The sequence below is a fragment of the Mycobacterium kyogaense genome, assembly GCF_003254575.1.
Taxonomy (GTDB): domain Bacteria; phylum Actinomycetota; class Actinomycetes; order Mycobacteriales; family Mycobacteriaceae; genus Mycobacterium; species Mycobacterium kyogaense.
In genome coordinates this window covers 15124-27352 of sequence record NZ_QJUA01000025.1, presented here as the reverse complement: position 1 = coordinate 27352, position 12229 = coordinate 15124, and the positions used below count along the sequence as shown (strand labels likewise).

At 68.7% G+C, this 12229-nt stretch carries 11 protein-coding genes; 8 read left to right on the top strand and 3 right to left on the bottom strand.

Annotated elements, in window-relative coordinates:
- The first annotated feature begins 25 nt into the window (after window positions 1–25).
- The 5 genes from lysA to rho all read left to right on the top strand — a co-directional run bounded on the left by lysA (window position 26) and on the right by rho (window position 7112).
- Window positions 26–1405: a diaminopimelate decarboxylase gene (gene lysA, locus DMB80_RS17180; RefSeq protein ID WP_240431245.1), complete on the top strand. Its 1380-nt coding sequence runs from the start codon at window positions 26–28 to the stop codon at window positions 1403–1405.
- A gap of 4 nt (window positions 1406–1409) precedes the next feature.
- The gene (locus tag DMB80_RS17175) at window positions 1410–2726 is read left to right on the top strand and encodes a homoserine dehydrogenase (protein ID WP_111510961.1); all 1317 of its coding nucleotides are present in this window, start codon (window positions 1410–1412) and stop codon (window positions 2724–2726) included.
- Window positions 2723–3802, top strand: a complete 1080-nt coding sequence (gene thrC / locus DMB80_RS17170) for a threonine synthase (protein ID WP_046361375.1) — start codon at window positions 2723–2725, stop codon at window positions 3800–3802. Before DMB80_RS17175 ends, thrC begins: the two co-directional genes overlap by 4 nt.
- A gap of 12 nt (window positions 3803–3814) precedes the next feature.
- Window positions 3815–4759, top strand: a complete 945-nt coding sequence (thrB, locus tag DMB80_RS17165; RefSeq protein ID WP_111511001.1) for a homoserine kinase — start codon at window positions 3815–3817, stop codon at window positions 4757–4759.
- A 310-nt stretch (window positions 4760–5069) separates the two neighbouring features.
- Window positions 5070–7112, top strand: coding sequence for a transcription termination factor Rho (gene rho, locus DMB80_RS17160; RefSeq protein WP_111510960.1), 2043 nt, complete (start codon window positions 5070–5072; stop codon window positions 7110–7112).
- A gap of 4 nt (window positions 7113–7116) precedes the next feature.
- On the opposite strand, the gene DMB80_RS17155 is transcribed toward rho, so the two are convergent.
- On the bottom strand, window positions 7117–8082 hold the full coding sequence (locus tag DMB80_RS17155; RefSeq protein WP_111511000.1) for a quinone oxidoreductase family protein: 966 nt from the start codon (window positions 8080–8082) through the stop codon (window positions 7117–7119).
- A gap of 79 nt (window positions 8083–8161) precedes the next feature.
- Here DMB80_RS17155 and DMB80_RS17150 point away from each other — a divergent pair, with 79 nt between their 5' ends.
- The gene (locus DMB80_RS17150) at window positions 8162–8668 is read left to right on the top strand and encodes a MarR family winged helix-turn-helix transcriptional regulator (protein ID WP_162938582.1); all 507 of its coding nucleotides are present in this window, start codon (window positions 8162–8164) and stop codon (window positions 8666–8668) included.
- Here DMB80_RS17150 and DMB80_RS17145 read toward each other — a convergent pair.
- Window positions 8649–9086 (bottom strand): MarR family winged helix-turn-helix transcriptional regulator, encoded by a 438-nt coding sequence (locus DMB80_RS17145; RefSeq protein ID WP_240431242.1) that lies wholly within the window; start codon window positions 9084–9086, stop codon window positions 8649–8651. The genes DMB80_RS17150 and DMB80_RS17145 overlap by 20 nt on opposite strands.
- 67 nt (window positions 9087–9153) lie before the next feature.
- On the opposite strand from DMB80_RS17145, the gene DMB80_RS17140 reads away from it, so the two are divergent.
- Window positions 9154–9744, top strand: a complete 591-nt coding sequence (locus tag DMB80_RS17140; RefSeq protein ID WP_205538741.1) for a maleylpyruvate isomerase family mycothiol-dependent enzyme — start codon at window positions 9154–9156, stop codon at window positions 9742–9744.
- A gap of 1 nt (window position 9745) precedes the next feature.
- Here the strand turns inward: DMB80_RS17140 and DMB80_RS17135 are convergent, their stop codons facing one another.
- The gene (locus tag DMB80_RS17135; RefSeq protein ID WP_073682014.1) at window positions 9746–10369 is read right to left on the bottom strand and encodes a TetR/AcrR family transcriptional regulator; all 624 of its coding nucleotides are present in this window, start codon (window positions 10367–10369) and stop codon (window positions 9746–9748) included.
- A 129-nt stretch (window positions 10370–10498) separates the two neighbouring features.
- Here DMB80_RS17135 and fadD1 point away from each other — a divergent pair, with 129 nt between their 5' ends.
- Window positions 10499–12088, top strand: a complete 1590-nt coding sequence (fadD1, locus tag DMB80_RS17130; RefSeq protein WP_111510998.1) for a fatty-acid--CoA ligase FadD1 — start codon at window positions 10499–10501, stop codon at window positions 12086–12088.
- The last annotated feature ends 141 nt before the right edge of the window (window positions 12089–12229 follow it).

Sequence of the window (12229 nt, the reverse complement as noted above, 5' to 3'; positions counted from 1 at the left end):
GGCCGGGCCCCGTCACGCTGAAGAGATTCACCACGCGGGCGCGCCGGCCCGGCCTCAGACCGCGGCCGACGTCGCCGCATTGGCACCGAAAGTGTGGCCTCGCAACGCCCTTCGGGACGACGCCGGTGTCCTGACGATCGGCGGGGTGTCGGTCGCGGACATCGCCGCCGAGTACGGCACCCCGGTGTTCGTCGTCGACGAGGACGACTTCCGTTCTCGCTGCAGGGAGATCGCGGCCGCCTTCGGCGGCGGCGACCATGTCCGCTACGCGGCCAAGGCTTTCCTGTGCACCGAGATCGCACGCTGGGTCGACGAGGAGGGCTTGTCCCTCGACGTCGCCAGCGGCGGCGAGCTCGCAGTCGCGCTACACGCCGGCTTCCCCGCCAATCGCATTGCGCTGCATGGCAACAACAAGTCGATTGCCGAGCTGACCGCGGCCGTGCAGGCGGGGATCGAGCACGTGGTGGTCGATTCGATGACCGAGATCGAACGCCTCGACGCGATCGCCGGCGACGCCGGCGTCGTGCAGGACGTGCTGATCCGCGTCACCGTCGGTGTGGAAGCCCACACCCACGAGTTCATCTCCACCGCGCACGAGGATCAGAAGTTCGGGCTGTCGCTGGCCAGCGGCGCGGCGATGGCCGCGGTGCGACGGGTATTCGAGACCGACCACCTCCGCCTGGTCGGCCTGCACAGCCACATCGGCTCGCAGATCTTCGACGTCGCAGGCTTCGAGCTCGCCGCACACCGGGTGATCGGGCTGCTGCGCGACGTGGTCGCCGAGTTCGGCGTCGACAAGACCGCGCAGATGTCGATCGTCGACCTGGGCGGCGGGCTGGGCATCTCCTACCTGCCATCCGACGATCCGCCGCCGATGGAGGACCTCGCCGCGAAGATCGGCGCGATCGTCGAGAACGAATCGGCGGTCGTCGGGCTGCCCGCGCCCCGGCTCGTCGTCGAACCGGGACGGGCGATCGCCGGACCCGGCACCATCACGGTCTACGAGGTCGGCACCGTCAAGGACGTCGCCATCGCGACTGACCGGCAGCGCCGCTACGTCAGCGTCGACGGCGGGATGAGCGACAACATCCGTACCTCGCTCTACGGCGCCGAATACGACGTGCGGCTGCTCTCGCGCACCACAGACGACGCCCCGGTGCTCTCCCGGGTGGTCGGGAAACACTGCGAAAGCGGCGACATCGTGGTGCGCGACGCCTGGCTGCCCGGCGACGTGACCCCGGGTGACCTGCTCGGGGTGGCGGCCACCGGCGCATACTGCTATTCGATGTCGAGCCGATACAACCTGATCGGCCGGCCGGCCGTGGTGGCCGTGCGCGACGGGCAGACCCGCCTGATCCTGCGCCGGGAAACGGTCGATGACTTGTTGAGTCTGGAAGTGAGGTAACGCGGTGAGTGACGCGATCGGAGTGGCCGTCCTGGGCCACGGAAACGTCGGTAGCGAGGTGGTGCGCATCATCGAGCGCAGCGCGGCCGACCTGACCGCGCGCATCGGCGCGCCGTTGGAGGTCCGGGGGATCGGGGTGCGCCGCGTCGCCGATGATCGCGGGGTCCCGGTGGACCTGCTCACCGACGACATCGACGGACTGGTCTCGCGCGACGATGTCGACATCGTCGTCGAACTCATGGGCCCGGTGGAACCGGCACGCAAGGCCATCCTGGCGGCGCTGGAACAGGGCAAGTCCGTCGTCACCGCCAACAAGGCGCTGATGGCCGTCGCCGCCGGCGAGCTCGCCCAGGCCGCCGAGAACGCCCACGTGGACCTGTATTTCGAGGCGGCGGTGGCCGGCGCGATCCCCGTGATCCGTCCGCTCACCCAGTCGCTCGCCGGTGACACGGTGCTGCGGGTGGCGGGCATCGTCAACGGCACCACGAACTACATCCTGTCCGCGATGGACAGCACGGGCGCCGATTACCACAGCGCCCTGGCCGATGCCAGCGCGCTCGGGTACGCCGAAGCCGACCCGACCGCCGACGTCGAGGGATACGACGCCGCTGCCAAGGCGGCCATCCTCGCCTCGATCGCGTTCCACACCCGGGTCACCGCCGACGACGTGTACCGCGAGGGCATCACCAAGGTCAGCGCCGCCGACTTCGCCTCGGCGCGTGCGCTCGGGTGCACGATCAAGCTGCTCGCGATCTGCGAGCGTCTCACCGATGACGATGGCCAGCAGCGGGTTTCGGCCCGGGTCTATCCCGCCCTCGTCCCGTTGACCCATCCGCTGGCGTCGGTCAACGGGGCATTCAACGCGGTGGTCGTGGAAGCCGAGGCGGCCGGCCGGTTGATGTTCTACGGGCAGGGTGCCGGTGGCGCTCCCACTGCGTCGGCCGTGCTCGGCGACGTGGTGATGGCCGCCCGCAACCGCGTGCAGGGCGGGCGCGGGCCCCGAGAGTCCAAGTACGCGAAGCTGCCGGTGGCGCCGATCGGCGACATCGCGACCCGCTACTACGTCAACATGAACGTCACCGACCGCCCCGGCGTGCTGTCGGCCGTCGCCGCTGAGTTCTCCAAGCGCGAGGTCAGCATCGCCGAGGTGCGTCAGGAAGGCATGGTCGACGAGGGCGGGACGCGCTGTGGCGCCCGCATCGTCGTGGTCACCCACCGGGCGACCGACGCCGCACTATCGGAAACCGTTGCCGCACTGGCTGATCTGGAAGTCGTGTCCAGCATCAACAGCGTGCTGCGGATGGAAGGGACTGCAGAGTGAACACCACCCGCGCCGTACACCAGCCCTGGCCCGGTCTGATCGAGGCCTACCGCGACCGGCTGCCCATCGACGAGTCGTGGACGCCGATCACGTTGCGCGAGGGCGGCACTCCGTTGCTGCCCGCCCCGCGGCTGTCCGATTACACCGGCTGCACCGTGCACCTCAAGGTGGAAGGCCTCAACCCCACCGGCTCGTTCAAGGACCGCGGGATGACGATGGCGGTCACCGAAGCGGTCGCGCGGGGTCAGCAGGCCGTGCTGTGTGCGTCGACGGGCAACACGTCGGCATCGGCAGCCGCCTACGCCGCGCGGGCCGGTATCACCTGCGCGGTGCTCGTGCCGCAGGGCAAGATCGCGCTGGGCAAGCTCGCGCAGGCAGTCATGCACGGCGCCAAGATCATTCAGATCGACGGCAACTTCGACGACTGCCTCGAACTGGCGCGCAAGCTGACCGCCGACTTCCCGACGGTGTCGCTGGTCAACTCGGTCAACCCGTTCCGCATCGAGGGGCAGAAGACCGCCGCGTTCGAGATCGTCGACGCGCTCGGTGACGCACCCGATGTGCACGCCCTCCCGGTGGGCAACGCCGGGAACATCACCGCGTACTGGAAGGGCTACACCGAATACCACCGCGATGGCCTGGCCTCGCGACTGCCTCGCATGCTCGGCACGCAGGCCGCCGGCGCCGCCCCGCTGGTATCAGGCGAGCCCGTCAGCGACCCCGAGACCATCGCCACGGCGATCCGTATCGGCTCGCCGGCATCGTGGACCCAGGCGGTCGAGGCGCAGCAGCAGTCCGACGGCAAGTTCCTCGCGGCCACCGACGAAGAGATCCTCGCGGCCTACCACCTGGTGGCCCGCACCGAGGGCGTGTTCGTCGAGCCGGCGTCGGCGGCCAGCATCGCCGGCCTGCTGAAGTCGATCGAAGACGGTTGGGTGGCCAAGGGTTCCACCGTGGTCTGCACCGTCACCGGCAACGGACTCAAAGATCCCGACACCGCGCTCAAGGGCATGCCCGCCGTGATTCCGGTTCCCGTCGATCCGGTAGCCGTCGTGGCCAAGCTCGGCCTGGTCTGAGCTGACGTGTCCGTGACCCGCACCCTGCCTCCAGGTCTGACCGCGACCGCGGTCGTGGCCGCCTCGAGCGCCAACCTGGGCCCCGGTTTCGACAGCATGGGCATCGCGCTCGGCATCTACGACGAAATCGTCGTCGAGACAACGGAATCCGGCCTCGTCGTCGAGGTGCGGGGTGAGGGTGAGGGGCAGGTTCCTCTCGATGCGACCCATTTGGTGGTGCGCGCGATCGAGCGGGGATTGCGGGAGACGAAGGTGTCGGCGCCCGGGCTGATCGTGCGCTGCCGCAACGTCATTCCGCACTCGCGTGGTCTGGGTTCTTCGGCGGCTGCGGTTGTCGGCGGTTTGGCGGCAGCCAATGGGCTTGCTGCGCAAGCAGGTTCGAGTCCGATGTGCACGGAGGCGCTGGTGCAGGTCTCCTCGGAGTTCGAAGGGCATCCCGACAACGCCTCGGCCGCGGTTCTGGGTGGTGCCGTGGTGTCGTGGACCCAGGATGCCGGGGGAGCGCCGAGCTACGCCGCGGCGCCGATCCGGCTGCATCCGGACATCGTGCTGTTCAGCGCGATCCCCGCGGTGCGCTCGTCCACCGCCGAAACCCGGATACTGCTGCCGGACCAGGTCAGCCACACCGACGCCCGCTTCAACGTGAGCCGGGCAGCGCTACTGGTGCTCGCGCTGACAGAGCGCCCCGACCTGCTGATGGCGGCGACCGAAGACGTGCTGCATCAACCGCAGCGTGCGCCGGCGCTGCCGGCATCCGCGGAATACCTCGACGTCCTGCGTAGTTGTGGCATACCAGCAGTGCTGTCGGGCGCCGGGCCCGCAGTGCTCGCCTTCGGTCACGACGCCGAACTACCCGCGGAGGCGGTGCAGCGAGGTCGAGATCTCGGGTTCAGTGTCGTGAACACGCCGGTCGGACACGGTGTGACGTGGTCCGCCGGTGTGGCAGCCAGGCCCTGATCGCCGGAAGCGCGTCAGTCACACACGCACCAGATGAATCACCGCGATTCTTGCTTCCAGCTCAGATGCGGGTTATTCTCGCTTTCGTCCAGCAATCGCAGGCGTCTCGTCCTGCGTCGACTGCAGAGACCTCAGGACAACCCATTCTTTCAGGTGCTCAACTCGTGGACCGACGGCTGTGTCGTCTCCCGGCGGACCCCGTGGATCACCGTTGCTCTAGCGGCGGTGTGACTTCAGCGTTCAGCGGATTGGACTGAGCGCACAGAACCCCTCGCGAGACCAAGATCGGCGAGGGAAAGAAAGGAAATCCGTGACCGATACGGACCTCATCACGGCTGACTCGAGCGCCGAGAATGGCGCGCTGCCCCTTGCCGTGACCACTGACGCTCCTGCCGCACCGGCTCGGCGCGGCGGCGCGCTCACCTCCATGGTGCTGCCCGAACTGCGCACGCTGGCCAAAGAGATCGGCGTCGAAGGCGCCTCCGGGATGCGCAAGGGCGAACTGATCGCCGCCATCCGCGAGCGTCGCGGTGACTCCACCGGCAAATCTGCCGCACCCGCTGCCGAGGCACCCGCCACCGAGGCGCCCGCTGCCGAGGCACCCGCTGCCGAGGCGTCCGCGCCGGCCGACACCGCGCCCCCGCAGCGCCGCGAGCGCCGATCCGCCTCCCGTGGACAGGGCGAGCCCAAAGCTTCTGACCAGCCAACCGGCGAGAACGCTCCCCGCGCAGAGGCGGCGACCGAGGCTCCCGAGCGCAAGGCGGACCGCAGCCAGGACGCCAAGGACACCGCGCCCGACGCGGCGGAGAAGTCGGACCGCGACGGCCGTACCCAGAACGACGGTGCCCGTCAGAACGACGGCGGCAATCGTCAGAACGAGGGCCGCAACCAGAGCGACGGCGGTCGCCAGAACGACGGTGGCAACCGGCAGAACGACCGGAACCAGCAGAACGACGGTGGCAACCGGCAGAACGACCGGAACCAGCAGAACGACGGTGGCAACCGGCAGAACGACCGGAACCAGCAGAACGACCGCAACAACCAGGGCAACGACCGTAATCAGGCAGACAACGACGACGACGGTGACGGCCGGCAGGGCCGGCGCGGCCGCCGTTTCCGCGACCGCCGCCGCCGCGAACGCGGTGGTGAAGGTGGTGGCGGTGGTGCTGCGGAGCGCGACACCGAGCTCCGCGAAGACGATGTCGTCCAGCCGGTCGCGGGCATCCTCGACGTGCTCGACAACTACGCGTTCGTCCGCACCTCGGGCTATCTCGCGGGCCCCAACGACGTGTACGTGTCGATGAACATGGTTCGCAAGAACGGGCTGCGCCGCGGTGACGCGGTGACCGGTGCCGTGCGTGTGCCCAAGGAGGGCGACGGCGGCGGGCAGAACGCCCGGCAGAAGTTCAACCCGCTCGTGCGCCTCGACTCCGTCAACGGCAAGCCGGTTGAAGAGGCCAAGAAGCGGCCGGAGTTCACCAAGCTCACGCCGCTCTACCCGAACCAGCGGCTGCGTCTGGAGACCAGCGGCGACAAGCTCACCACGCGCGTCATCGACCTGATCATGCCCATCGGCAAAGGCCAGCGCGCGCTGATCGTGTCCCCGCCCAAGGCCGGTAAGACCACGATCATGCAGGACATCGCGAACGCGATCACCCGCAACAATCCCGAGTGCCACCTGATGGTCGTGCTGGTCGACGAGCGACCCGAAGAGGTCACCGACATGCAGCGCTCGGTCAAGGGTGAGGTCATCGCCTCGACCTTCGATCGGCCGCCGTCAGACCATACCCAGGCTGCCGAGCTCGCCATCGAACGCGCGAAGCGCCTGGTCGAGCAGGGCAAGGACGTCGTCGTACTGCTCGATTCGATCACCCGACTGGGACGCGCCTACAACAACGCCTCACCCGCTTCCGGCCGCATCCTGTCCGGCGGTGTCGATTCGACCGCGCTGTATCCGCCGAAGCGATTCCTCGGCGCAGCGCGCAACATCGAAGAGGGCGGTTCGCTGACCATCATCGCCACGGCGATGGTCGAGACGGGCTCCACCGGTGACACGGTGATCTTCGAGGAGTTCAAGGGCACCGGTAACGCCGAGCTCAAGCTCGATCGCAAGATCGCCGAGCGCCGGGTCTTCCCTGCGGTGGACGTCAACCCGTCCGGCACCCGCAAGGACGAGCTGTTGCTCTCGCCCGACGAGTTCGCGATCGTGCACAAGCTGCGCCGTGTGCTCTCCGGGTTGGACCCGCATCAGGCCATCGATCTGCTGATGAGCCAGCTGCGCAAGACCAAGAACAACTACGAGTTCCTGCTCCAGGTCTCGAAGAACACTCCTGGCGGCAACAGCGACGACTGATCCCTCACGGGATCAGCACCACACGTTCCCCGGCGGACGCGGGCGACGCCCAGACGGTCTCCACGTCGGCCAGCGGCCGGCGCGTGACGTCGATGTCGAGGGTGCCGGCCGCGGCCATGGCGAACAGTTCGGGCAGGAACTCGCTGTACGCCCGGGCCTGTGCCTCGGTGGGCACGCTGCCGAAACCGACACCGGTCAGCGTCACGCCCGCGCTGCGCAGCACTGCCGACGGCAGGCTGATCGGATCGCCGGCCATGGCGCCGATCTGCACATAGCGCGTCTGGTGATACTCCGCGGTCAGCGCTGCGTTGCCCAATGCGGCCAGAGTGCTCTCGGCCACCGGGCCCCACAGGTAGTCGAGCACCGCGTCGAAGGGATGTTCGGTGTGGCGCGCCGCCACCTGCGCGGTCAGATCGTCGCCGAGAACCACCATGTCGTCCGCGCCTGCGCGGAGCAGCTCGGCCAGTCGCTCCTCGTTGCGGCCGGCGACCACGATCCGGCCCGCGCCGAAGCGGTGTTTGGCCAACTGCGTCGCCACGCCGCCGGTGACCCCCGTCGCGCCGAGGATGAGCACACACTGCCCCGGTTGCACCTGCGCGGCGTATTCGAGCGCGAACCACGCCGACAGACCCGGGTTGGGGATCGCGGCCGCGAGTGCGGGGTCGAGTCCGCTGGGCAGCTCGACCATCCGGGAGGGGTCGACGGCGGCGCGCTCGGCCATCATCCCGTGCGGTCCGGTCGACTGGCTGTAGACCCGGCGGCCGTCCGGTAGCGCCACCACGCCGTCGACACCCGGAACGAAGGGCGGTTGCAGGGCGGCGCTGCCGTAATGACTGCCGCTGACCAGGCCGCGCTCCAGGTTTTTGACCGACGCGGCGAGCACCTGTCCCGTCATGGCGTCGTCGGCAGGATCGTCGATGTCGGCGTAGTGCGGCACATGCCCGAACGCGGTGACGACGGCAGCTTTCATCATTGGCTCCTTGGTTTCCATGAACACTGTTTCTGTGGAAACCATATCTCTGAATCGGCGGGATGTCACTATGGTTTCCGTGGCAACCAAAGCGGACGTCGTCTCCCGGATCGAGAGCCTGCTCGTCGCACTGGCCGAGGCGGATGACGGACGGGACGCCGAACGGGACTACCTCGTCGCATCGTGCCCGGATCGTCTCGAGTCGACCATCCGGCAGATGCCCACCGTGGCGATCCACGTCCTGGCCGCGATCGGTGAGGGGGAGACGAACGTCGTCGGATTGGCCGCGCGGACGGGGCAACTCAAGGGCACCGTCTCCAAGCACGTGCAACGACTGGTCGAGGCCGGTCTGGTGCACCGCGGTCCGGTGCCGGGCAATCGCAAAGAGGTGCGCCTGACGCTGACCGACGACGGTGCGCTTCTCGAGCGCGTTCACCGGCGGATGCACGCCGAGAAGTCGGCTGGGCTGCGAGAGTTCCTGATTCGCTACTCCGACTCCGACCTGCAGACGCTGGCTACCGTGCTCGACGACCTCGTCACCTCGGGCCTGTCGGTGTGGCGGCCGGTCAGCGGTAGGGGTCGGTGATCTCGCGCAGCGAGAGCAGTGCCGTGCGCAACGCGTCGAAGGACCGCGCCCCGAGGTGCTCGCGCCACTGGCCCTCGATACGTCCCACCTCGTCGGCGACGACTCGACAGAGGGTGGCGCCCTTCTCGCTGAGCGTCACCAGGCGCGCCCGTGCGTCGGACGGGTCGGGCCGCCGGACGACGTAGCCGGAGCGCTCGAGTTGGTCGATCAGCGCGCCCGCGGTCTGTTTGGTGACTCGAGCCTGGTCGGCGAGATCGGTGAGGCGGGTTCCCGCCGGGCTCAGCCGCTGCAGGAGCCGCGATTGCGCCAGGGTCACATCGGTCACCCCTGCGGCGGCCAGCGCCGCCATCACGCGGGTTTCGACGTCCCGGTGCGCGATGAACATGAGCACGGCCGTCCCCGGCGGTTCCTCTGTCACACCCGTTGACTTTAGTACGAAAAACTGACTAATGTCGTCAGGGTACCTGACTAAATGGGGAGGTCCCGTGGAAGAGTCGGCCGTATGGCGACACATCGCCACCCAGCGTCATGAGCTCGCCGACGTCATCGAGGAGCTCGACGCCGATCAGCCGGACTGCTGGTCGACGCCGTCGCTGTGTGTCGGGTGGTCGGTCCGTGATGTCGCGGCTCATCTCACTCATGGCACCTTGCCCGCGCCGCGCATGCTCTTCGAGGCTGCACGCAGCGGTTTCCGCTTCAACGCCGTGGTCGACCGCATGGCCCGCACCGACCGGCGTCAACCATCACAGATCGCCGCGGCGCTGCGGGCAGCTGCCGATTCGCGACGCCACCCGCCGGGGACGTCGGCGATGGAGCCGCTGATCGACCTGCTCGTCCACGGTCAGGACCTGTGCGTCCCTCTGGGTATCGATCGAGCGATGCCCCGCGATGCCGCCGTCGCAGCCGCTCAGCGGGTCTGGCGGATGGGCTTTCCGTTCCAGGCCCGCCGGCATCTGGCCGGGCAGCGTCTGATTGCCGTCGATGCCGAGTTCGACGTAGGGGAGGGTCGCGAGGTCCGAGCGCCCATCCGCGATCTGCTGATGCTCATGACGGGCAGATCGGCCGCGGCCGCGTAGGTCAGGGTGCCGGCTCGGCACGCAACCCGGCGACGATGTAACGCCGGGCATGGCGCAGCACCGACGCGTGGTCGTCGAGGTCGCACTGCTCGCCCGGCACCGTCGCCAGGCTCACGACGATCCGGGCGATCCACTCGGCGGCCTCGGCGCAATCGGTGGCGGGATGGATCTCACCGCTGTCGACCGCGGCCTGCAGATACGGCTTCCAGAACGCCGCGATCTCTGGGATGAGACCGCGTACACCCAGGCCTGCGCAGGCGGTGAAGGCCTCTGGCTCCTGCTGGCGCAGTTTGAGGACCAGGGCGCCCGGCGCCTCCGATTCGCGCCTCGCCAGCGCGACACCGACGGCGATGCGTTCGTCGAGTCCGTCGACCGCGTCGAGCCGGGCCTGCGACTCGGTCCAGAACGCCTCGTTGAGCCGGACGATCGCCGCGCCGAGCAGCTCGGCCTTGTCGGGGAAGTGCCGATACAGCCAGCCACGACTCACCCCGGCCACCTCGGCGACTTCCGAAACCGTGGTCGCGCGAATGCCTTTGGCCGTCAGGCACTGCTCAGCAGCGTCGATCAGTCGATCCCGAACCGACCGCCCGCGCGTGGCGCCGCCGGCCGTCTGCGTATCGGTCACAGAATCTGCCCCGGTGTCCACGCTCACCGCCCTATCTTCGCAAATGGTCGGCGCTGGAGTTGGTACGCTGCGCCGGCCGGTCGAGTAGACATCAGGCGAAAAGTGTTCACTACCGCGAAGGGCGGGCCGATGGCCGAGACCGTGCAGCAGCTGCTCCGGGAACGTCGCGAGGACGACGGACTCGCGGTGATTCGCGACGGGGAGCGGTGGACATGGCGCGAACACCTCGCCGAAGCGGAGGCGCAGGCGGCGACACTCATCGGCCTGGCCGACCCTGGCCGGCCCCTGCACGTCGGAGTGCTGCTCGGCAACACCCCCGACATGCTGACGGCGCTCGCCGCCGCGGGGCTGGGCGGCTACGTGCTGTGCGGGATCAATGACACACGTCGGGGTGCGGCGCTCGAACGGGACATCCGGCGCGCTGACGTACAGATCCTGGTGTCCGACGAGGCGCACGCCGAGTTGCTCGACGGCATCGATCTGACCGGCGTACGGCTGCTTCTGACCGGGAGTCCGGAATGGAAAGAGCTGACCACGCAGGCCTCATCGTCGGAACCGTTCGTCCCGTACCGCGAGGTCAGCGCCACCGACACCTTCATGCTGATCTTCACTTCCGGCACCAGCGGCGACCCCAAGGCCGTGAAGATGATGCACGCGATGGTCGTGCTGGCGGGTGCTGCGCTGGCCGGTCGCTTCGACATCACCCCCGCCGACGTGTGCTACCTGTCGATGCCGCTGTTCCACAGCAACGGAGTGCTCGCCGGCTGGTCGGTGGCCGTGAACTCCGGGGCGGCCATGACGCCCGCACCATTCAGCGCGTCGCGCTTCCTCGACGACGTCCGCCGCCACGGCGTCACGTACATGAACTACGTCGGCAAGCCGCTGGCATATCTGCTGGCACGGCCTGAACAGTCCGACGACCGGGACAACCCGCTGCGCATCGCGTTCGGCAACGAGGCGAGCGACCGGGACATCGCCGAGTTCGCCCGGCGCTTCGGCTGCCAGGTCTGGGACGGGTTCGGTTCCACCGAGAACGCGGTCACCGTCACGCGCGAAGACGGCTGCCCACCCGGATCCATCGGCAAAGGTTTCCCCGGCGTCGCCATCTACGACCCTGAGACGCTGACCGAATGCGTCGTCGCCGAATTCGACGAGCACGGTGCGCTGCGCAACGGCGACGCCGCCATCGGTGAACTGGTCAACACCGAGGGGCCGGGCATGTTCGCCGGGTACTACAACGATCAGGACGCCACCGACGAACGGATGCGGCACGGCATGTTCTGGTCCGGCGACCTCGCCTACCGCGACGCCGACGGCTGGATCTACCTGGCCGGGCGCACCGCCGACTGGATGCGGGTGGACGGCGAGAACATGACCGCGGCGCCGATCGAACGGATCCTCGGCCGCCTGGCCGACATCAGCCAGGTCGCGGTGTACCCGGTGCCCGACGACCTCGTGGGCGACCAGGTGATGGCCGCGGTCGTGCTGGCCGACGGTGCTCAGCTGACCCCCGACGAGTTCGGCGCGTTCCTCGCCGCGCAATCGGATCTGTCGCCGAAAGCCTGGCCGCGTCACGTGTGGGTGGCCGGCGAGCTGCCGGCAACCGCGACCAACAAGGTGCTCAAGCGCGAGCTGGTGGCGATGGGCGTCGAGCCCGCGGGACGGCGGATGTGGCGCAGGGACGGCCGTACCTACGGTGAGGTCAGCTCAGCGGAATAGTGACCACCGGGCGCACGTTTAGGCTGTTGGCGGTTGGCCTGGCATAATTCAGGGCAGCCTTCCGGCCTCCGGCCGGGTGCCTACACCTCGGTTCCGGTTCACGCCGAAACCTCCCGACACGGGAGGGGCGACCCGGGGCCA

Coding starts and splice junctions, on each gene's coding strand:
- DMB80_RS17155 (WP_111511000.1), bottom strand. CDS start 8,082: ATGAAAGCTGCCGTCGTCACCGCGTTCGGGCATGTGCCGCACTACGCC.
- fadD1 (WP_111510998.1), top strand. CDS start 10,499: ATGGCCGAGACCGTGCAGCAGCTGCTCCGGGAACGTCGCGAGGACGAC.